The organism is Cellulomonas fimi (assembly GCF_028527925.1).
Lineage (GTDB): Bacteria > Actinomycetota > Actinomycetes > Actinomycetales > Cellulomonadaceae > Cellulomonas > Cellulomonas fimi_C.
Window position 1 is genome coordinate 1 of sequence record NZ_JAPESW010000060.1, and the last position, 19,785, is coordinate 19,785.

Consider the following 19,785-nt stretch of genomic DNA (forward strand, 5'->3'; position numbering starts at 1 on the left):
CCTGCGCGCGCTCGCGACGACGAACGCCCTCGAGCTCGGGATCGACATCTCCGGGCTCGACGCCGTGCTCGTCGCCGGTTGGCCCGGGACGCGCGTGTCGCTGTGGCAGCAGGCGGGCCGTGCCGGGCGCGCGGGTGCGGACGGCGCCGCCGGGTGCCGCGACGGGCGTCGACCACGGGTCCTCGTCGGGGAGCAGGTCGCTCCACGGGGCGTCACCGCCGGGGAGCAGCGGCGGCTGCCAGAGGACGAACGTCTTGCGGCCCGCGGGGGAGGCGTCCTCCGTCACGGCCGTGACGTCGTCGGCGGGGACGCCGACGAGACGCGCGGCGCTGACCGCGGGGTCGGCCGTCGTGGCCGACGCGAGCAGGAACACGGGCGACGCGCCGTAGGAGCGGGCGACGCGCTGCAGCCGCCGGAGCACGAGGCCCACGTGCGCGCCGAACACACCCCGGAAGGCGTGGCACTCGTCGACGACGACGTACCGGAGCGCACCGAGCAGGCGCGCCCACCGTCGGTGCTGCGGGAGCAGCGCGAAGTGCACGAAGTCGGGGTTGGTGAGGACCAGGTCGGCGTGCTCCTGGACCCACCGCCGCTCGTCGAGGGACGTGTCGCCGTCGGCCGTCGCGACGCGGACGTCCCGCAGGGTCGCGGCGCGCAGCAGGTCGTCGAGCGCCGCCAGCTGGCCCGCGGCGAGGGCCTTGGTCGGGCACAGGTAGAGCGTCGTGGCGCGGCGGGTGACGGTCTCGATCCGGCCGGGGTCGAGCGTGCGTGCCGCCGCCGAGCCGCGGGCGGCCGTGAGGGCCGGCAGCCAGAAGGCGAGCGACTTGCCCGACCCCGTCGAGGTCGACAGCACGGTGTGCCGGCCGGACCACGCCGCGTCGGCGGCGACCGCCTGGTGGGCCCAGGGCTGCTCGACGCCGAGCTGCCGGTAGCCGCGCACGACGTCGGCGTCGGCCCAGGTCGGCCACGGCGCCCGAACGCCTTCGCGCGCGGGGAGGTGGCGGACGTGCGTGAGGCGGTCGGCCCGTCGGCCTCCGGCGAGCAGCGCGTCGAGCAGCTCACCGGTCCGGACCACCGGCCCATCCTCGCACCCGCGGGCGCGCCGGACGGCCCGCGGTGCGAGGCGGCGAGAGCGTGCGGCAGGCCGACGGCGCGAGGCCCGCCGACGCGACCGTGCACGTCGCCGCCGCGGACGGGGGAGGATCGGGGCATGGGTGCGCGCATCGACCTCAACTGCGACCTGGGGGAAGGGCTCGACGACTGGGTCCCCGGTGTCGCCGGGCCGGAGTCGCGCCTGCTCGACGTCGTCACGAGCGCGAACGTCGCGTGCGGGTTCCACGCCGGCGACGACCGGGTGATGGCGGCCGTGTGCCGCGCGGCGGCGGAGCGCGGCGTCGCCGTCGGGGCGCAGGTGTCGTACCGGGATCGGGAGGGCTTCGGCCGACGGTTCCTCGACGTCCCGCCCGACGTCCTGCGGGCCGACGTCGTCGAGCAGGTCCGTGCGTTGCGGCGGGCGGCGGCCGCATCCGGTGCGCAGGTGGCGTACGTCAAGCCGCACGGTGCGCTCTACAACGCGGTCGTGCACCACGCCGAGCAGGCCGCGGCGGTCGTCGACGCGGTCGTGGAGGCGAGCGGGAGCGGCGGCCCGCTGCCGCTCGTCGGGCTGCCCGGCGCGGTCGTGCTGGACGTCGCCCGGGACCGCGGTCTGCGACCGGTGCGGGAGGCGTTCGCCGACCGCGGCTACCGGGCGGACGGGACGCTCGTGCCGCGGACCGAGCCGGGTGCGCTCGTGGTCGATCCCGACGACGTGGTCGCGCGCGTGCTCGGCATGGCACGCGACGGGCGGGTGACCAGCGTCGACGGGACCGTCATCCCCGTCGACGCGGAGTCGGTGTGCGTGCACTCGGACACCCCGGGTGCGGTCACCCTCGCGGTCGCCGTGCGGCGTGCGCTCGACGAGGCGGGCGTCGCCGTCGGTCCGTTCGTCTGACCGGGCGGCGCAGGAGGGGCAGGATCGGCGCATGACCTCCGCGCTGCACGTCGTGCCGTTCGGCGACGACGCGCTGCTCGTCGAGGTCGCGGACCTCGCGGCGGTGCGGCGGCTCGACGACGCCCTGCGACGCGCCCGCGAGGAGGGCGACGGGTCGGTGCGGGGCGTCGTGGTCGACCAGGTGCCGGCGGCGACCACGGTGCTCCTGCGGACGACGCCGGGCGCGGACCTGACGGCGCTCACGACCGCGGTCCGACGGGTCTGGCGGTCCGCACGCACCGCGGACTTCGTGGGCGACGTGCAGCCGCGTGACGTCGTCGAGCTGCCCGTGCGCTACGACGGCGAGGATCTCGCGGAGGTCGCGGTGCTCACCGGGCTCACGGTCGAGGAGGTGGTCGAGCGGCACGCGGCCGCGACGTACACGGTCGCGTTCGGTGGCTTCATGCCGGGGTTCGCGTACCTGGTCGGCCTGGACCCGGCGCTGCGGGTCCCGCGACGGGCGACGCCGCGCGAGCGCGTCCCGGCCGGCGCGGTGGCGATCGCGGACGAGTTCTCGGCGGTGTATCCAGCGGCGACGCCCGGCGGCTGGCGGCTGCTCGGGCGGTGCGACGTGCCGCTGTTCGACGTGACGCGCGTGCCGCCGGCGCTGCTGGCTCCCGGGTCCCGCGTGCGCTTCGTCCCCGAGCCCGAGCCCGAGACGGCGGCGGCGCACGGCCGCTCGGCTGCGCCCGCGTGAGCGCGGCAGGGGACGACGTGACGGCCCGACGTCGACAGACGCCGTCCGCGGCCGAGGCCGCCGGACCCGGTGGCAGGGCGGCCGTCGGTCCCGAGCTGAGGGAGGCCGTCGGTCCCGAGGCGAGGGAGGCCGTCGGTCCCGAGGCCAGGAAGGCCCGCGGTCCCGAGGGCAAGGAGGGTGTCGATCCCGAGGCCCGGCTGGCCGGCGGTCGCGGGGCCCTCGAGGTCGTCGATCCCGGCGTCCTGACGCTCGTGCAGGACCTCGGCCGGCCGGGGTGGGCGCACGTCGGCGTCGGCCGGTCGGGGGCGGCGGACGCGCCGGCGCTGCGCCTGGCGAACCGCCTGGTCGCCAACGACGAGGGGGCGGCGGGCCTGGAGCTGCTCATGGGCGGTCTGCGGCTGCGAGCGCGCGGCCCGCTGACGATCGCGTGCGCGGGGGCACCGGCACCGGTGCGGGTCGGTGGCGTGGCGGTCGGGATGCACGCCCCGGTCGAGGTGCCGGACGGCGCCGAGGTCCGCGTCGGCGCGCCGAGCAGCGGGCTCCGCACGTACGTCGCTGTGCGGGGCGGGATCGACGTGCCGCCGGTGCTGGGGTCGCGGGCCTCGGACCGTCTGGGCGGGATCGGCCCGGCGGCGCTCGCGGCGGGGGGCGTCCTGCCGGTCGGGGACCCGCCCTCGGCCTGGCCACCGGTCGACGTCGCCCCGGTCCGCCCCTGGCCCGAGCGGCCGTGGCGACTGCCCGTCGTGGCGGGCCCGCACGCGGACTGGTTCGAGGGCGGGCTCGACGCGCTCTGCGGCGCGGACGGATACCGGGTGACGCCGTCGTCGGACCGCGTGGCGTTGCGCCTGGACGGGCCGCGGGTGGTGCGCGTGCGGGCGCGGGCGGCTGCGGAGCTGCCGTCGGCAGGTCTGGTCCCGGGGGCGGTGCAGGTGCCGCCGGACGGGCTGCCGGTGGTGTTCGGCGTCGACCACCCGGTGACGGGCGGGTACCCGGTGCTCGCGGTCGTGCGCGCCTCGGCGCTCGGGGTGCTGGCGCAGGTGCGGCCCGGCGAGCGAGTCCGGTTCGTCCGCGGCTGAGCGCTTCGTCGCGACACGCCGCGACCGGCGACCGTCGACGACACGCCGCCCCCGCGTGAGGGCCGCGTCGCGACACGCCGCGCATCCGGACGAGTTTTTCCCGCGCCGCCGCGCACGGGCCCGGGGTTGCGGGACCTTCGTCCCCCGGTGGCCCCGTCGTCGGGCATAGAACTGCCACATCTAGTCCTCCGGGGACGCCGCGACCACAACATGTGGGGTCGCCGAGGCGGGAGGGCACCAGGGACGAAGGGGACACCGCACATGACCGAGCAGGTCGTCGTCGAGGTCGGCTCGTCGATCGACGAGTACCTCGACCGCCGCGACTGGCGCGTCAACGCCAACGCCAACCAGGGCTACTCGCTGGGTGGGCTCATCCTCAACACGGCCGGCAAGGTCGTCGCGAACTACTGGCTGAGCCACGTCTACCCGGCGGACGTGGGCCGGGCGCACCGCGAGGGCGACCTGCACATCCACGACCTCGACATGCTGTCGGGCTACTGCGCGGGGTGGTCGCTGCGGACCCTCCTGCAGGAGGGCCTCAACGGCGTGCCGGGCAAGGTCGACGCGCGCCCGCCGAAGCACTTCGGCTCGGCGATCGGCCAGATCGTCAACTTCCTCGGCACGATGCAGAACGAGTGGGCGGGCGCGCAGGCGTTCTCGTCGTTCGACACGTACATGGCGCCCTACGTGCGCCTCGACGGCCTCACGTACGAGCAGGTCCGGCAGGGCATCCAGGAGCTCGTCTACAACCTCAACGTGCCGTCGCGCTGGGGCACGCAGACCCCGTTCACCAACCTCACGTTCGACTGGACGTGCCCGGAGGACCTGCGCGAGCAGGTGCCGTTCGTCGCGGGCGAGCCGTGCGACTTCACGTACGGCGAGCTGCAGCACGAGATGGACCTCATCAACCAGGCGTACATCGAGGTCATGACGGAGGGCGACGCGAGCGGACGCGTCTTCACCTTCCCGATCCCGACGTACAACATCACGCACGACTTCGACTGGGAGAGCCCCAACGCGGACCGGCTGTTCGCGATGACCGCGAAGTACGGGCTGCCCTACTTCCAGAACTTCCTCAACTCGGAGATGAACCCGGGCGACGTGCGCTCGATGTGCTGCCGGCTGCAGCTCGACCTGCGCGAGCTGCTCAAGCGCGGCAACGGCCTGTTCGGCTCCGCGGAGCAGACGGGTTCGCTCGGCGTCGTGACGATCAACTGCGCGCGCCTCGGCTACCTCAACCCGGGCGACGAGCACGGCCTGTTCGACGCGCTGTCCGACCTCCTCGACCTGGCGCGCACGTCGCTCGAGCTCAAGCGCACGGTCATCCAGAAGTACATCGACGAGGGCCTGTTCCCGTACACGAAGCGGTACCTCGGCACGCTCGACAACCACTTCTCGACGATCGGCGTCAACGGCCTCAACGAGATGGTCCGCAACTTCACGGGCGACGCGTACGACCTGACGGACCCGCACGGGCACGCGCTCGTCGTCCGGGTGCTCGACTTCGTGCGGGCGCGGATGGTCCGGTACCAGGAGGAGACCGGCCACCTCTACAACCTGGAGGCGACGCCCGCCGAGGGCACGACGTACCGGTTCGCCAAGGAGGACCGCCGCCGGTTCCACGGCATCCTGCAGGCCGGCACGGACGACCACCCGTACTACACGAACTCCTCGCAGCTCCCCGTCGGCTTCACGGACGACCCGTTCGAGGCGCTGGCGCGGCAGGACGACCTGCAGACCAAGTACACCGGTGGCACCGTGCTGCACCTCTACATGAGCGAGCGTCTGTCGACGCCCGAGGCCGCGCGCGAGCTCGTGAAGCGGTCGCTGTCGACGTTCCGCCTGCCGTACCTCACGGTCACGCCGACGTTCTCCGTCTGCACGCGGCACGGCTACCTCTCGGGCGAGCACCCGACGTGCCCGCGCTGCGCCGACGAGGGCTACGGCGAGGTCGTGTGCGAGGTGTGGACGCGCGTCATGGGCTACCACCGGCCCGTGAGCTCGTTCAACATCGGCAAGAAGGGCGAGCACCTGGAGCGCACGCCGTTCCAGGAGCGGGCCCTCGCCGCGGCCGGGGCGGAGCAGCCGGCCTGATGACGGGCCGCACGACGACGGCGGCGGCGGACGGGCTCGCGATCGCGGGCCTGACGCCGCTGTCGTCGTGCGACTGGCCGGGCAGGCTCGTCGCGACCGCGTTCCTGCAGGGCTGCCCGTGGCGCTGCACGTACTGCCACAACTCCGCGATCCTCGACCCGCGCGCGCCGGGTGTCGTGCCGTGGTCCGACGTGCGCGACCTGCTGTCGCGGCGTCGCGGGCTGCTCGACGGCGTCGTCTTCTCGGGCGGCGAACCCACCCGGCAGGCCGGCCTGGTCGACGCGGCACGCGAGGTGCGTGACGCCGGCTTCCTGGTCGGCCTGCACACCGGCGGCGCCTACCCGCGGCGGCTCGAGGCGCTGCTGCCGCACGTCGACTGGGTCGGGTTCGACGTCAAGGCACCCAGGCGCCTGTACCGCGCGATCACACGTGCAGGCGGTCCGACGACGAGCGCCGACGCGACCTTCGCGTCGCTCGCGCTCGTCCTCGCGTCGGGCGTCGACGTGCAGGTCCGCACGACCGTCGACCCGACCGTCCTGACGCCCGCCGACGTCGACGAGCTCACCGCGACGCTCGCCGGGCTCGGTGTGCGCGACCACGTGCTGCAGGAGGTCCGCCCCGACGGCACGACCGACGCGTACCGGCAGGCGCTCGCGGCGGCCCGACGGGTCCCGTCCGCCGTCTGACCACGGGCATCTCGCGACGGAGCGCGCAGGTCGGCACGATTCGGGGCACATAGCCCTCGGCGGAGAGCGTCGATACCGCCGGCCGGGTGAAAACACGCCGCTCGATGCGCTCGTCGCGGGCCTGTCGGGAATGTTTGAATTCCGACGAGGGACGGGGGATCACAGGGTGCGCGTGACCAGCAGGGACGTGGGGACGCGGACCGTGGTGGAGGTCGACGGTGAGGTCGACGTGTCCACGGCCGACGCGTTGCGCGAGTGCGTCCACGACCTGCTCGACCGCGAGCGCACCGACCTCGTCGTCGACCTCGGCAACGTGACCTTCATGGACTCGACCGGTCTCGGTGTGCTCGTGGGGTCGCTCAAGAAGGTGCGCCTGCTCGGCGGGCGGCTCCAGCTCGTCATCTCGACCGAGCGGGTCCGCCAGCTCTTCCGCATCACCGCGCTGCTGCCCGTGTTCACCGTGCACGAGACGCTCGACGACGCGCTCGCCGACGACGGCTCGGTCGCCTGACCGTCGTCGGCGCCCCTCAGGTCAGAGGGGCCTGTGGCCGACGAAGTAGGACACGGTCTCGTTGTCGCCGTAGATCCGCGAGGAGTTGTGCACCTCCACCCACCAGCCGTCCACGACCTTCTCGATCTTGTCGACTCCGACCATGTCGAGATAGTCGCGCTCGCCGAGCAGCCGTGCCGCCTCCAGGAACCGGTCGTCGGCCGGGTTGGCGACCTCGACGGTCCAGACCCCGTCGTGCTCCTCCGCGCGGACGACGCGTCCGGGGATGACCGGGACGACGTCGGACGGGAACCCGGCGGGCAGCGCGGCCACGAGCGTGTCGTCGACGACCGTCAGGTCCCACGGGCCCGCGAGCGCCGTGACGGGGGTGTCGTCACCACGCGTCGCGTACACCTCGTACTCGCCCGCCGGGAGACGGTCCCCACCGGACCGGCCGGGCTCGTCGCACGTCACCATCGGCATGCGGACGGTGCGGAAGGTCCAGACCTCGCCGTCGCGCTCGTACCCCGACGTGGTGTCGACGGACTCGTCCACGACGCCGACGACCGTCCCGTCGTGCGTCACGACCAGGCGCAGGTCGACCGGCGTGTCCCACACGGGGTCGAGGGAGGGGGCACCGTCGTGACGCACCCCCAGCGTGATCTCCGCCTCGGGGCCCACGACGCGTCCGAGCGCCGACTGCTCCGGGACGGGCTGGTCGTCGCCGAACTCCTCGTGCGCCTGAGCGACTCCTGCGTACAGGCTGATCGAGTCGTCCGGGTGCTCGTCCGCGACCGCCCTGACGTCCGACCCGCACGTCCCCGGTGCCGCACCTTCCCGCGCCGGCGGCAGCGGGGTCACGTCGCGACGGGTGGCGTGCAGGCCTGCGAACGCGATGACGCCCACGGCCGCAGCTCCGGTGGCGGCCCGGGTCGCGACCCGGACGGTACGCCGACGGCGCGCCCGCGCGCGCACCCTGCTCATGTCGAACGCCGTCGGGACGCCGGCGGGCTCGCCGTCGATCGTCGCGTGCAGCGTGCGGGACAGGTCGGTGCTCATCGTGCCTCCCGGGTGTTCACGAGCTCGATGTCGGTGGTGCGATCCGCGTTGAGCGGGCCGAGGACCCCTTCGAGGGCGTCCATCGCGTCGGACAGGTACCGCTTGACGGTGCCGTCGGCGAGGCCGAGCGTGCGGGCGATCTCCGCGACGGTGAGGTCGTCGTAGAACCGCAGGACGACGCACGCCCGCAGCCGCGGTGACAGGGTCGCGAGCGCGGCCTCGACGCTCGCCCGCTCGACGGTGGACACCTCGGGCGACTCGACGTGCTCGTCGCGGGCCATGAGGTGCCGGACGCTGCGCCACCGCGTCGTGCGGCGGTGACCGTCGAGGAACTCGGTGAGGATCGCCCGGCGCACGTACGCCTCGGCGGCGACCGCGTCACGCAGCGTGCGCGTCCGGCCGAAGCAGCGGACCAGTGCCTCCTGGACGACGTCCTCGGCCTGCCGCCGGTCTCCCGTGAGGTACGTCGCGTACCGCACGAGCGCGTGCCCGCGCACCTGCACCAGGTCGTCGAGCACCTGTTCCCACGCCGCCATGCGTGCCTCCTGTCCGGTCGTCGCGCACAGGACGTCCGGGACGCCGAGAACGTTGGGTGCGCACTGTAGGCGGCCCCGCCGTCGCCCGGGCGCGCCGGCGACCGGCGTGTCAGCGGGGGCGCACGTCGTAGAACAGCGACGTGTCGTCGCCCTCGTCGCCCGGGTGGATCTCGACGGACCAGCCGGGGACCGCCACACCGGCACCGAGCGGGTCGCGGTACTCCTCCGTCGCACCGTCGACCGCCGTCAGGAGGTCGGCCGCCACGAGCAGCCGGTCGACACCCGCGACGTCCAGCTCGACCCTCCAGCCGGCCGTGGCGTCGCCGTCGACCGACAGGACGGTGCCCGGCGGCATCGGCACGACGTCGACGGGGAAGTCGTCGGGCAGGCCGGTGGCCGCGCTCGCGAGCGGGGGGACCGTCAGGGTCCACGGCCCGGAGGCGTCCGTGAGCGGTTCGCCCTCGCGCGCGACGAGGACGTCGTAGGTCCCCGCGGGGAGCGGGTCGCCGCCGGCGCCGTCGACGGTGCACGTGACGAGGCCGAGCCGCACCTGCTCGGTGAGCAGACCGCTGGTCGACCGGTCCCACGCCGCGGAGGCGTCGGAGGCGCCCTCCTCGGGCAGGACGGCCGTCGCGACGACGTGCTCGTCGTAGGTGACGAGCACCCGCACGCGCGCCACGGCCGGGGTCGGCGGTGCGACCTCACCGGCGGCGAGCCGCGTGGCGATCGACGCCCGGAGGCCGGCGACGGTCGCTGCGCGCTCGTCGAGGTCCTCCTGGCTGACCTCCTCGCCCGCCTCGCGCGCCCTGAGACGGTCCACGTAGCCCTGCTCGACGAGCGCGAGCGTGTCCTGCAAGGACGACAGCTCCGTCGCGGGCTCGCCCGCACCGTCCTGGGGTCGCGAGCTTACGGCCTGCACCCAGACCTCGCGCCCGACGTAGGTGCCGAGATCACCGGGTACGGGCACCGCGTCCGGCCGGCTCACCATCGCCTGGAACCCGGGGTCCGACCACGATGACCGGGCCAGGCCCAGGGTCGGGTCCGGGGTGCGCCCCAGGCCCGCGACGCTCGACCCGCACTCGCCCGGAGCCGCGTCCGGGTCGGACGGCAGCACCGTGCGGGCGTCGCGCGCCCCCGCGAGGTAGGTCGCCCCGAGCGCCATGGCCCCTGCGGCTCCGACGCCGACCGCTCCCCGCGCACCGAGGTGCGCCACGCGGCGGCGGCGAGCCTGCGACCGCACCCGAGGCACGTCGACGGGCGCGGGACCGTCGGCCCGGCGGCCGTCCACCAGGTCGTGCAGCGCCGTGCTCAGGTCGATGCTCATCGAGCCTCCTCCACCGGGGCGGTCTCCCGCCGGTCGCGACCGGACGACACTGGCCCCAGGACGTCCTCGAGCTGCCCGACCGCGTCGGACAGGTACCGCTTGACGGTGCCCTCGGCGACGCCGAGGCGGCGGGCGATCTCCGGCACGGTGAGGTCGTCGTAGAACCGCAGGACGACGCAGGCCCGCAGCCGGGGCCGCAGCGTGGCGAGGGCCGACTCGACGCTCATCCGGTCCACGGCGGCGGGTTCCGGACCGTCGACCGTCTCGTCCCGTCCGAGGAGGTGCCGGACGGCCGCCCACCGGGTGCGCCGTCGGTTGCCGTCGAGGAAGACCGTGAGGATCGCGCGGCGCACGTACGCCTCCGCGGCGACCGCGTCCCGCAGCGGGCGCGCCTGGCCGAAGCACCGCACGAGCGCGTCGTGCAGGAGGTCCTGCGCGGTGTCGCGATCACCCGTGAGGAGCGCCGCGTACCGCGCGAGGGCGTGCCCGCGGACCTGCACGAGGTCGTCGAGCACCTGTTCCCACGCCGCCATCGGCCCTCCTGTCCCGAGTCGTCATGGTCCAGGACGCGGGACGCCGGTGGATCGTTGGTCACCCGGTCGGGCCGCCCCTCGAGTCCGGGCCGGATGCGCGCGGGGACCGGGTCGTCCTGACGGCGGTCCGGTCCGCGGCGACGCGAGCGGCACGGCGCGCGCGTAGCGCTCAGCGAGGACGCGGACGTGGTCGACCAGCTCGGGCGGCTCCTCGACGTGGAAGTCGAGGCCGAGCATGCCGATCCAGACGGCGACGACCTCGACGCTGTCGCCACCGGTGACGAGGACGCTGCGCCCGTCGTCGGTGGCCTCGACGGTGCCGACGGTGGGGTTGATGCGCGCGAGCACCTCCTCGGGCGGGGCGTCGACGGTGATGCACGCGTGCACGGCCCAGCCGGTCCGGGCGACCTCGCGGACGGTGAACTCCGTGAAGTCCTCGGGGAACGGCGTCGGCGTAAAGCGGCGGCCGCCGGGCGTGCGCAGGCGGAGCCAGTCGACGCGGTAGGGCGCCCACGTGCCCGTCGCCGGTGAGCGGGCGACGAGGAACCAACGGCGCTGCCACGCGACCAGGCGGTACGGCTCGATCTCGACGGGGTCGTCGCGGTAGAACGCGCGCAGGCCCTGGTGGTCGCGGACGGCGTCGGCGAGCGCCGCGAGGACGCCCGTGTCGACGGCCGGGTCCTCGACGTTGGAGTCGGTGTTCTCGGGCCCGCTGGCGCTCGCGTCGCGGATCGACGCGAGCCGTCGGCGGAGCCGGTCGGGCAGGACCTGCTCGAGCTTGGCGAGCGCGGACCGGGCGGGGTCCTCGAACCCCGCGGTGGCGGTGGTGCGGCGCAGGCCGACGGCGACGGCGACGGCCTCGGCGTCGTCGAGCAGGAGCGGGGGCACACGCGCGCCCGCGCCGAGCCGGTAGCGCCCGCCGGGCCCGCGGACGGCGTCGACGGGGTAGCCCAGGTCGCGCAGCCGCGCGACGTCGTTGCGGACGGTGCGGTCGGTGACGCCGAGCCGTCCGGCGAGCTCGGGCCCGGACCAGTCGGGCCGTGACTGCAGGAGCCCGAGCAGCGTCAGCAACCGGGCGGACGTGCTGGCCATGTGCCCTCCGCGGGCTCGTGAGATCTCCGCCTCGAGCGCACCGCAGGCCAGCCCGAGAAGCGGAAAGAACCGTTCCGGAACGGCTCCTAGCGTGAGGGTACCGAGCAGGACGAAGACCCCGCTCACGGACCCGCGGAGACCACCATGACCGCCACGCCGCTCTCGATCCGCCCGTTCACCGTCCACGTCCCGGACGCCGACCTCGACGACCTGCGCGAGCGGCTCGCGCGCACCCGCTTCGCGCCTGCCGCGCCCGACGACTCGTGGGAGTACGGCACCCCGCAGTCGTACCTGCGGGACATGGTCGCGCGCTGGACGACGTTCGACTGGCGGGCCGTCGAGGACCGGCTGAACGCGTACCCGGGCTTCGTCACGGAGATCGACGGGCAGCCGCTGCACTTCCTGCACGTCCGCTCTGCGCACACCGACGCGACCCCGCTGCTGCTCGCGCACACGTACCCGGGCTCGGTGCTCGACTTCCTCGGGATGATCGACGCGCTCGTCGACCCGGTCGCGCACGGCGGCCGGCCGCAGGACGCGTTCCACCTCGTCATCCCCTCGATGCCGGGCTTCGGCTTCTCGACGCCGCTCGTCGGCGCGGGCTGGACGATGGCGCGGGTCGCGCGCACCTACGACACCCTCATGCGGGGGCTCGGCTACGACTCCTACGGCGTGCACGGCAGCGACGGAGGCGCGATGGTCGGGCGCGAGCTCGCGATCCTCGACGCCGACGGCTTCCGCGGCGCGCACGTGCTCCAGCTGTTCTCCTTCCCGTCGGGAGCGCCGGGCGAGATGGACGGCTTCGGCCCGAAGGAGTACGCGGCGCTCGCGCACATGCAGTGGTTCCAGTCCGTCGGCGCGTACAACGCGATGAACGCGTCCCGTCCCCAGACCGTCGCGGCCGGCCTCGCGGACTCGCCCGTGGCGACGCTCGCGTACCACGAGCTGTTCGAGAGCTTCGGCAACGGCACCTCGCTCGTCACCGCGGACCAGGTGCTCGCGCAGGCCAGCCTCTACTGGCTCACCAACACGTACGCGACGGCGGCGCGGTACCACTACGCCGAGCAGCGGGCGGGGGCCGAGCCCGTCGTCAGCACCGGACGCATCGGCGTCGCGGTGTTCAAGGACGACTTCCAGACGATCCGCAGCCTCGCCGAGCGGGACAACGCCCGCATCGAGCACTGGACCGAGCACGCGCGCGGCGGCCACTACGCGGCGCTCGAGGTCCCGCAGGACGTCGTCGAGGACCTGCGCGTGTTCTTCGCCTGACCGCGCGACCGACCCGCCCGTCCGGCCGGGGGCGGTGACCCGCACCGTCGGGTCGCCGCTCTCGGCGCGCCGTGCGGGGCGTCAGAAGTCGTCGACGCCGTGCGCGGTGAGGCCGGCCAGCGCGGCCGCGGCGCGCGTCTGCTTCATGCGGTACATCGCCGCGTCCGCGTCGCGCATGACGTCGTCCGCCGTGCCCGGGACCCGCTCGCTCGTCGCGATGCCGACGCTCACGCCGACCTGCACGGTCGTCCCGCCGACGTCGAGGGGTTCGAGCAGCGCGCGGCTCAGGCGCTCGGCGACGGACGTCGCGTCGGCCGTCGACGACATGCCGTCGAGCAGCACCACGAACTCGTCGCCGCCGAGCCGGGCCGCGAGGTCGTTGGCCCGGACCGCGCGGCTGATCCGCCCCGCGACCGCGACCAGCACCTCGTCCCCGGCGGCGTGCCCGAGCGAGTCGTTGACCTCCTTGAACCCGTCGAGGTCCAGGAACAGCACGCCGAAGTGGTAGTGCGTGTGGTGCTGCGCGCGGGCCACGCTGCGCTGGAGCTGCTCGGTGAACAGCGCGCGGTTGGGCAGTCCCGTCAGCGGGTCGTGCAGCGCCGCGCGGCGCAGCTGCTCCTCCTTGTGCCGCAGGTCGAGCGCGACCGTCAGCAGGGCCGTGCACTGGTAGGGGCTCTCACGGCCGTTCTCGACGCCGGTCTGCAGCGGGCCGACGAACGTCAGCAGCCCCCAGTCGCTGTCGTTCACCTTCGCGGGGACGACGAGCACGACGTCCTCGGGCTCTCGCGCGAGCGCGATCACGTCGCGCGGGGGGAACGAGCGGACGCCCGTCCGCGGCCCGAGCACGCGGGTCGCGGAGGCGCGCACGTCGTCGCCGTCGGACGAGCGCTCGTAGGTGCCGGTGACGCGGAGCGTCCGCTCGTCGGGCGGCGTCGCGTCCCGCTCGGTCGTCCAGAGCCCGAGGCAGCCGGCGCGCGCGAACGTGTGCCGCATCCAGCGCAGCGCCGCCGGGTCCTCGTCGGGCGTGTGCAGCAGGTCCATCGTCAGCTCGTAGTGCATCGCGAGGGTCCGGCCGAGCGCGCGTGCTCCGGCGAACGTGCGCTCGCGGGCGTCGTCCACGGCGTCGGCGGCGGCCGGGTCGGGAACCTCCCGCTCGACGCGGCACCCGCAGGACCCGCGCGGCACGAACGTCGTCGGCACCCGCACCGTCCGCGGTCCGCCGGCGTCAGCACGACCGGCACGCAGGAGCTCGACGGCGGTCGCCCCGATCTCCTCCATCGGCTGCGCGACCGACGCGAGACCCGGCGACTCGAACCGGGCCCGGTCGATGTCGTCGAACCCCACGACGGCCTGGTCGCCCGGCACGTCCCGCCCCGCGGCGCGGAGCACCCGCATGACCCCGATCGCGTTGAGGTCGGTGCCGCACACGACCGCCGTCGACGGCAGGCCGGCCGCGAGCATCGCGCGCGCGGCCTCCTCGCCGCCGCCCTCGAGGTTGTCGGCCGCGTCGTAGACGAGGTCGTCGGTCGGCTCGATCCCCGCCGCGACCAGGCCGCGGCGGTAGCCCGCGAACCGCTCCGCGACGTCGGGCGCGCCACGGAACCCGGCGAAGGCGATGCGCGTGTGCCCGTGCGCCACGAGGTGCGCGACCGCGCCCGCGACGCCGCCCTCGTTGTCGGCCCGCACCGAGGTGATCCCGGGGAGCGAGTGCCCGACGAGGACGACGTCCGCGCCGCTCGCGCGCAGCTCCTGGACGTAGTCGTCCGCGACCGCGCCGACCGGGACGACGAACCCCTCGACGTGGTCGTGCGCGACGGGCGGCAGGTGGTCGGGGACCGTGTGCGCGTCGATGCGGAAGGACGCCGCGTCGAGCGTCTGGACGACGAGCAGACGGCTCGAGGTGCGCCGCGCGCCCTGCTGCGTGCCGTTGAGCACCTGGCCGTAGAACGGCCCGCCGATGAACGGCGACAGGACGCAGACGAGCGGGTCACCGGCACGTCGGCGCCCGTCGCCGTCCTCGCGCCTGCCTGCCATCGGTGCCGCCGCCCGTCGTCGCCTCGTCGCGCTGTCGCCCTGGCGTATCGGTCGCCCGGGGCACGTGCTGAGCCGCAGGTCGCGCCGCCACCCGCCCGGCGCAGCAAGGTGGGTGCGCGCGCACGCACGTCGGGCCGGGTGCGCGGGCCCCCTCCACCCGCTGCCCGGCCGTCGTGCGAGCGGGCTCGCGGTCAGCGCACGGTCACCTCGAACGGCTCGCCGACGACGTCGACCCAGCCTTGCGGCCCCTCCTGCGTGCCGCCCGCCGGCGTCCACACCTCCGGGTGGCTGAGGTGCATGACCGGGTGCACCGTGTACGTCCCCGGCGGGAGAGGCGTCCCCGGCACGCCCCCTCCGCCCGAGCACGTCGTCAGCAGGCTCGTCGCCCCGACGTCGTACGGGGTGCCCGGCCCGAGGTCCAGGAGGAACATCCAGCCGTCCGCGGGCACGAGCGTCGCGCCCACGACGACGCCGTCGGTGCTGACCACGAGGTCGAGCTGCGGTGTACCGAGCGACCAGCGCCCGCCGGGCCCGGCCGTGAGCACCCCGGTCACGGCGACCTCCTCACCTGCGGCCAGCGTCGTGGTGGGCGTCGACGTGGTGAGCGAGAAGCCGAGCGGTGACGACGGGCCGGCGGGGGCGGGCACGCCGCACACCGGAGGCTGCTCGGACGTCGGGACGTCGAGCGACGGCACCTCGCCGGGATCGGTGGAGACCGCCTCCTCGGCCGTCCCGACGATCGAGAACGGCACCGGCTCGGCGAGCGCGGCGACCCACGTCGCCCCGCTGGCGGCGACGATCTCCTCGGCGGTCCGCTCGCCCGTCCAGAACGCGTCGGGGAGCTCGGTCGTGCCGAGACCAGCCACGGGAGTCCACGCGAGCAGCGTGTAGTCGCCCGCGGGCAGCGACGCCCCCACGTCGGCCGAGCCGTCGCCCGGGTCGCACACCGTGAGCGCCACCGTCCCGTCGTAGACCGGCGAGCCCATGCCCTCGAACCACACCGGGTGCAGGTCGAGGTCGTCGCGCGCGCCGCCGTACAGGTCGGTCCCGCCCGCGACGACCACCCCGTCGCGCAGCACCGCGAACCGCGGGCCCGCCGCCGGGTAGCCGACCGCCTGGAGCGAGGCGTCGTCGCCCGGCGGCACGAGCTCGCCCCAGACGCCGAGCGGCTCGCCCGCGGGGACGCTCGCGGCCAGCACCCCGGCCGACGTCAGCCACGTCGCCGCGACCCCGGACGCGGGCGGCGTCGACGCGAGCGCGCCGCACGTGCCGAACGGCGCCGACGGGTCACCGGGCGGCAGCGCCACGGCGCGCACGGTCGGCGTCGCACTCGGTGCCGGCAGGGTCGGGCTCGGCGAGACCGTCGGGGTGTCGGCAGGCACGGGAGCGGGTTGCTCACGGCCGACGAACGCCGCGCCGCCGGCCAGCACCGCCACGACCCCGGCCGCGCACACGCCCGTGATCGCGGTGCGCACGCGCCGGCGGCGGCGCGTCCGGCCGGTCAGCGTGCCGACGTCGAGCCCGCCGGCCGGCAGCGACGCGGCCGTGCGGGCCGCCAGGTCGTGCAGGTCACGGGACAGGTCGCGCGTCATCGCCGGGCTCCCTTCGCGATCGTCGGGACGTCGTCGAGCAGGTCGGGTTGCGGCCCCAGCAGGGGTTCGAGGCGTCGTCGGGCGTCGGACAGGTACCGCTTCACGGCGCCGTCGGACACGCCGAGGCGGTGCGCGATCTCGGGGAGCGTGAGGTCGTCGTAGAAGCGCAGGACGACGCACGCGCGCTCGCGCGGCGACAGCGCGTCGAGGGCGGCGGCGACGTCGGCACGGTCGCCGACGGCGGACGTCTCGTCGCTGGCGTGCGTCTGCGTGGCGACGAGGTGCACCACCTGGTCGAGCCGTCGCCGTCGCCGCCAGCCGTCGAGGTAGGCGTTGAGGATGGCGCGGCGCACGTACGCCTCCACCTCGTCGACGGGTCGGGTCCGGCGGCGCGTGAACGCGTTCACGAGCGCGTCCTGCACCAGGTCCTGCGCGGCGTGCAGGTCACCCGTGAGCAGACGCGCGTACGCGACGAGCGCACCGCCGCGCTCCGCGACGACGCGACCGAGCTCGTCCTCCCACGTCACCGGTGCGTCCCCGTCCGTCGTCGATGCCTCATGACCGTGCTGACGTACGGGACATCGGAACGGTTGGGGTCGGGCTGGAACCTGCTGTCCACCTCCCGGTGCGATCCAGGTCACATCGCCTGGCTAGACTCTGCGGGTCCGGCGGCAACGGGGCCGCGGGGCAGGCACGGTCAGGGGGAGCGTGCCGGGCACCATCCTGGGAGGATGCATGGTCGAGCTCGGTTCCACGAGCATCACGATCGTCGTGGTCATCGCAGCGGTCGCGGTCGCGTCCCTGGTCGTCGCTGCGGTGCTGCGCCGTCAGGTGCTCGCGGCCGGTGAGGGTACGGCCTCCATGCGCGAGATCGCGCGCGCGGTCCAGGAAGGGGCGTCGGCGTACCTGAGCCGGCAGTTCCGCACCCTGGCCATCTTCGCGGTCGTCGTCTGCGCCCTGCTGTTCCTGCTGCCGGGCGACTCCGGCGTCAAGGTGGGGCGGTCCATCTTCTTCCTGGTCGGCGCGCTGTTCTCCGCGGCGATCGGGTTCCTGGGCATGTGGCTGGCGACGCGCGCGAACCTGCGCGTCGCGGCGGCCGCGTCCCAGCCCGGCGGCCGGGCCGAGGGGGCGCGCATCGCGTTCCGCACCGGCGGCGTCGTCGGGATGAGCGTCGTCGGGCTCGGACTCCTCGGCGCCGCGGCGGTCGTCCTGCTGTACCGCGGGGAGGCGCCCGGCGTCCTGGAGGGCTTCGGCTTCGGCGCCGCGCTGCTCGCGATGTTCATGCGCGTCGGCGGCGGCATCTTCACCAAGGCGGCCGACGTGGGCGCCGACCTGGTCGGCAAGGTCGAGCAGGGCATCCCCGAGGACGACCCGCGCAACGCCGCGACCATCGCGGACAACGTGGGCGACAACGTCGGCGACTGCGCCGGCATGGCCGCGGACCTGTTCGAGTCGTACGCGGTGACGCTCGTCGCCGCGCTCATCCTCGGCAAGGCCGCGTTCGGCGAGCACGGGCTCGTCTTCCCGCTCATCGTCACGACCGTCGGCGCGCTCGTCGCGGCGCTCGGCGTCGCGATCACGCGGGTCCGCGGCAACGAGAGCGGCCTCACGGCGATCAACCGCGGCTTCTACATCTCGGCGCTCGTGGGCGTCGCGCTCGCGGCCGTCGCGGCGTTCGTCTACCTGCCGTCGTCGTTCGCCGACTTCACGGGCGGGACGGCGGGGCTCGAGACGCACGCGGGCGACCCGCGGCTCATCGCGTCGGCCGCCGTCGCCATCGGCGTCGTGCTCGCCGGGATCATCCTGTGGGTCACGGGCTACTTCACCGGCACCACGAGCAAGCCCACGCTGCACGTCGCCAAGACGACCCTCACGGGTGCGGCGACCGTCGTCCTGTCGGGCATCGGCGTCGGGTTCGAGTCCGCCGTCTACACCGCGGGCATCATCGCGGCCGCGATCTGCGGCGTGTTCCTCATCGCGGGCGGCAACGTCGCGCTCGCGCTGTTCCTCATCGCGCTCGCGGGCTGCGGCCTGCTCACGACCGTCGGCGTGATCGTCGCGATGGACACGTTCGGGCCGGTCAGCGACAACGCGCAGGGCATCGCCGAGATGTCCGGCGACGTGACGCCCGAGGGCGCGCAGATCCTCACCGACCTCGACGCTGTCGGGAACACCACGAAGGCCGTCACCAAGGGCATCGCGATCGCGACCGCCGTGCTCGCCGCGACCGCGCTGTTCGGCTCGTACGCGGATGCCGTGCGGACCGCGCTCGACGGCCTCTCCGGTCCGGTCGGGAACGACATCGTCGCCGCGATGCTGTCGTACGACATCATCAGCCCGGTCACGCTCGTCGGCGTGATCCTCGGTGGGGCGACCGTCTTCCTGTTCTCGGGGCTGGCGATCGACGCCGTGACCCGCGCCGCGGGGGCGATCGTCTTCGAGGTGCGCCGCCAGTTCCGCGACTTCCCCGGCATCATGACCGGTGAGACGCGGCCCGAGTACGGCAAGGTCGTCGACATCTGCACGCGCGACTCGCTGCGCGAGCTCGCCACCCCGGGCCTCCTCGCGGCGTTCGCGCCCATCGCCGTCGGCTTCGGCCTCGGCGTCGGGCCGCTCGCCGGGTTCCTCGCCGGGGCCATCGGCGCCGGCGTCCTCATGGCCGTGTTCCTCGCGAACGCGGGCGGCACGTGGGACAACGCGAAGAAGATCGTCGAGGACGGGCACTACGGCGGCAAGGGCTCCGACGCGCACGCCGCCGCCGTCATCGGCGACACCGTCGGCGACCCGTTCAAGGACACCGCCGGTCCCGCGATCAACCCGCTCATCAAGGTCATGAACCTCGTGTCGGTGCTCATCGCGCCGGCCGTCGTCGTGATCTCGGTCGGCGACGACGCCAACCACGTCGCGCGCCTGTCCATCGCGGTCGTCGCGGCGCTCATCGCGTTCGGCGCCGTGATCGCGTCGCGGCTGCGCGCGGCGCGCGTGGACCGCGAGGAGACCGTCGCGGCGGAGGCGGAGCGCGCGCTCGCGCGCTGACCCACCCGCAGCACCCGGACGCCGTCCGCCCCGACCCGGGGGTGGGCGGCGTCCGGCGTCGGGCGGCTGCCGCGCGGATGCGGGCGCAGTCCGCGAGACTCGACCGACCCGCGCCGACGGCTCGCCCGCGTCGTGGCTCGTCGCGAGGTCGCGCGGGCCCGCGCGGGGCCCGCGCGGGACATCCGAGGCCGTCAGCGTGGCGGCGCGGTGACGGACGACGCAGGAGGTGGCGCGTGGC

General features: G+C 74.8%; 16 protein-coding genes and 1 pseudogene. 8 read left to right on the forward strand and 9 right to left on the reverse strand.

What is annotated here, in order from left to right:
• Positions 1 to 121: 121 nt before the first annotated feature.
• Positions 122 to 1,075 (reverse strand): annotated as a pseudogene (locus tag OMK64_RS21245) (DEAD/DEAH box helicase); the annotation flags it as partial.
• Between the two features lie 135 nt (positions 1,076 to 1,210).
• On the opposite strand from OMK64_RS21245, the gene OMK64_RS18090 reads away from it, so the two are divergent.
• The 6 genes from OMK64_RS18090 to OMK64_RS18115 all read left to right on the forward strand — a co-directional run bounded on the left by OMK64_RS18090 (position 1,211) and on the right by OMK64_RS18115 (position 7,093).
• Positions 1,211 to 1,990: a LamB/YcsF family protein gene (locus OMK64_RS18090; protein WP_272729752.1), complete on the forward strand. Its 780-nt coding sequence runs from the start codon at positions 1,211 to 1,213 to the stop codon at positions 1,988 to 1,990.
• A 31-nt stretch (positions 1,991 to 2,021) separates the two neighbouring features.
• Entirely contained in the window at positions 2,022 to 2,726 is a 705-nt protein-coding gene (locus OMK64_RS18095) for a 5-oxoprolinase subunit B family protein (RefSeq protein ID WP_272729753.1), read from the forward strand.
• Positions 2,723 to 3,802: a 5-oxoprolinase subunit C family protein gene (locus OMK64_RS18100; RefSeq protein ID WP_272729754.1), complete on the forward strand. Its 1,080-nt coding sequence runs from the start codon at positions 2,723 to 2,725 to the stop codon at positions 3,800 to 3,802. The genes OMK64_RS18095 and OMK64_RS18100 overlap by 4 nt, the downstream gene beginning before the upstream one ends.
• A 261-nt stretch (positions 3,803 to 4,063) precedes the next feature.
• Positions 4,064 to 5,896: a ribonucleoside triphosphate reductase gene (locus OMK64_RS18105; RefSeq protein ID WP_272729755.1), complete on the forward strand. Its 1,833-nt coding sequence runs from the start codon at positions 4,064 to 4,066 to the stop codon at positions 5,894 to 5,896.
• Positions 5,896 to 6,582, forward strand: coding sequence for an anaerobic ribonucleoside-triphosphate reductase activating protein (locus OMK64_RS18110; RefSeq protein ID WP_272729756.1), 687 nt, complete (start codon positions 5,896 to 5,898; stop codon positions 6,580 to 6,582). Before OMK64_RS18105 ends, OMK64_RS18110 begins: the two co-directional genes overlap by 1 nt.
• Before the next feature lie 172 nt (positions 6,583 to 6,754).
• The gene (locus OMK64_RS18115; RefSeq protein ID WP_445292860.1) at positions 6,755 to 7,093 is read left to right on the forward strand and encodes an anti-sigma factor antagonist; all 339 of its coding nucleotides are present in this window, start codon (positions 6,755 to 6,757) and stop codon (positions 7,091 to 7,093) included.
• Positions 7,094 to 7,114: 21 nt separating this feature from the next.
• Here the strand turns inward: OMK64_RS18115 and OMK64_RS18120 are convergent, their stop codons facing one another.
• The 5 genes from OMK64_RS18120 to OMK64_RS18140 all read right to left on the reverse strand — a co-directional run bounded on the left by OMK64_RS18120 (position 7,115) and on the right by OMK64_RS18140 (position 11,616).
• Positions 7,115 to 8,131, reverse strand: a complete 1,017-nt coding sequence (locus OMK64_RS18120) for a hypothetical protein (protein WP_272729758.1) — start codon at positions 8,129 to 8,131, stop codon at positions 7,115 to 7,117.
• Positions 8,128 to 8,667 (reverse strand): RNA polymerase sigma factor, encoded by a 540-nt coding sequence (locus tag OMK64_RS18125; protein ID WP_272729759.1) that lies wholly within the window; start codon positions 8,665 to 8,667, stop codon positions 8,128 to 8,130. The genes OMK64_RS18120 and OMK64_RS18125 overlap by 4 nt, the downstream gene beginning before the upstream one ends.
• Before the next feature lie 109 nt (positions 8,668 to 8,776).
• The gene (locus tag OMK64_RS18130) at positions 8,777 to 9,991 is read right to left on the reverse strand and encodes a hypothetical protein (RefSeq protein WP_272729760.1); all 1,215 of its coding nucleotides are present in this window, start codon (positions 9,989 to 9,991) and stop codon (positions 8,777 to 8,779) included.
• Positions 9,988 to 10,524, reverse strand: coding sequence for a sigma-70 family RNA polymerase sigma factor (locus tag OMK64_RS18135; protein ID WP_272729761.1), 537 nt, complete (start codon positions 10,522 to 10,524; stop codon positions 9,988 to 9,990). The genes OMK64_RS18130 and OMK64_RS18135 overlap by 4 nt, the downstream gene beginning before the upstream one ends.
• 21 nt (positions 10,525 to 10,545) lie before the next feature.
• A complete protein-coding gene (locus OMK64_RS18140; RefSeq protein ID WP_272729762.1) occupies positions 10,546 to 11,616 on the reverse strand; it encodes a helix-turn-helix transcriptional regulator in 1,071 nt (356 codons plus the stop codon).
• A gap of 144 nt (positions 11,617 to 11,760) precedes the next feature.
• Between OMK64_RS18140 and OMK64_RS18145 the strand changes: the two genes are divergently transcribed.
• A complete protein-coding gene (locus OMK64_RS18145) occupies positions 11,761 to 12,885 on the forward strand; it encodes an epoxide hydrolase family protein (RefSeq protein WP_272729763.1) in 1,125 nt (374 codons plus the stop codon).
• 81 nt (positions 12,886 to 12,966) lie between these two features.
• On the opposite strand, the gene OMK64_RS18150 is transcribed toward OMK64_RS18145, so the two are convergent.
• From OMK64_RS18150 to OMK64_RS18160, 3 genes are all read right to left on the reverse strand, one after another.
• A complete protein-coding gene (locus OMK64_RS18150; protein WP_272729764.1) occupies positions 12,967 to 14,919 on the reverse strand; it encodes a substrate-binding and GGDEF domain-containing protein in 1,953 nt (650 codons plus the stop codon).
• A 191-nt stretch (positions 14,920 to 15,110) separates the two neighbouring features.
• Positions 15,111 to 16,511: a hypothetical protein gene (locus OMK64_RS18155; protein ID WP_272729765.1), complete on the reverse strand. Its 1,401-nt coding sequence runs from the start codon at positions 16,509 to 16,511 to the stop codon at positions 15,111 to 15,113.
• Positions 16,508 to 17,038, reverse strand: coding sequence for a sigma-70 family RNA polymerase sigma factor (locus OMK64_RS18160; RefSeq protein ID WP_272729766.1), 531 nt, complete (start codon positions 17,036 to 17,038; stop codon positions 16,508 to 16,510). The genes OMK64_RS18155 and OMK64_RS18160 overlap by 4 nt, the downstream gene beginning before the upstream one ends.
• A 208-nt stretch (positions 17,039 to 17,246) precedes the next feature.
• On the opposite strand from OMK64_RS18160, the gene OMK64_RS18165 reads away from it, so the two are divergent.
• The gene (locus tag OMK64_RS18165; RefSeq protein ID WP_272729767.1) at positions 17,247 to 19,547 is read left to right on the forward strand and encodes a sodium-translocating pyrophosphatase; all 2,301 of its coding nucleotides are present in this window, start codon (positions 17,247 to 17,249) and stop codon (positions 19,545 to 19,547) included.
• Positions 19,548 to 19,785: the final 238 nt, after the last annotated feature.

Bases quoted from the DNA above. Each gene is read 5' to 3' on its own strand.
- OMK64_RS18155 (WP_272729765.1), bottom strand. From the start codon at position 16,511: ATGACGCGCGACCTGTCCCGTGACCTGCACGACCTGGCGGCCCGCACG.
- OMK64_RS18095 (WP_272729753.1), top strand. From the start codon at position 2,022: ATGACCTCCGCGCTGCACGTCGTGCCGTTCGGCGACGACGCGCTGCTC.
- OMK64_RS18105 (WP_272729755.1), top strand. From the start codon at position 4,064: ATGACCGAGCAGGTCGTCGTCGAGGTCGGCTCGTCGATCGACGAGTAC.
- OMK64_RS18125 (WP_272729759.1), bottom strand. From the start codon at position 8,667: ATGGCGGCGTGGGAACAGGTGCTCGACGACCTGGTGCAGGTGCGCGGG.
- OMK64_RS18150 (WP_272729764.1), bottom strand. From the start codon at position 14,919: ATGGCAGGCAGGCGCGAGGACGGCGACGGGCGCCGACGTGCCGGTGAC.
- OMK64_RS18120 (WP_272729758.1), bottom strand. From the start codon at position 8,131: ATGAGCACCGACCTGTCCCGCACGCTGCACGCGACGATCGACGGCGAG.
- OMK64_RS18165 (WP_272729767.1), top strand. From the start codon at position 17,247: ATGGTCGAGCTCGGTTCCACGAGCATCACGATCGTCGTGGTCATCGCA.
- OMK64_RS18145 (WP_272729763.1), top strand. From the start codon at position 11,761: ATGACCGCCACGCCGCTCTCGATCCGCCCGTTCACCGTCCACGTCCCG.
- OMK64_RS18140 (WP_272729762.1), bottom strand. From the start codon at position 11,616: ATGGCCAGCACGTCCGCCCGGTTGCTGACGCTGCTCGGGCTCCTGCAG.
- OMK64_RS18130 (WP_272729760.1), bottom strand. From the start codon at position 9,991: ATGAGCATCGACCTGAGCACGGCGCTGCACGACCTGGTGGACGGCCGC.
- OMK64_RS18110 (WP_272729756.1), top strand. From the start codon at position 5,896: ATGACGGGCCGCACGACGACGGCGGCGGCGGACGGGCTCGCGATCGCG.
- OMK64_RS18090 (WP_272729752.1), top strand. From the start codon at position 1,211: ATGGGTGCGCGCATCGACCTCAACTGCGACCTGGGGGAAGGGCTCGAC.
- OMK64_RS18135 (WP_272729761.1), bottom strand. From the start codon at position 10,524: ATGGCGGCGTGGGAACAGGTGCTCGACGACCTCGTGCAGGTCCGCGGG.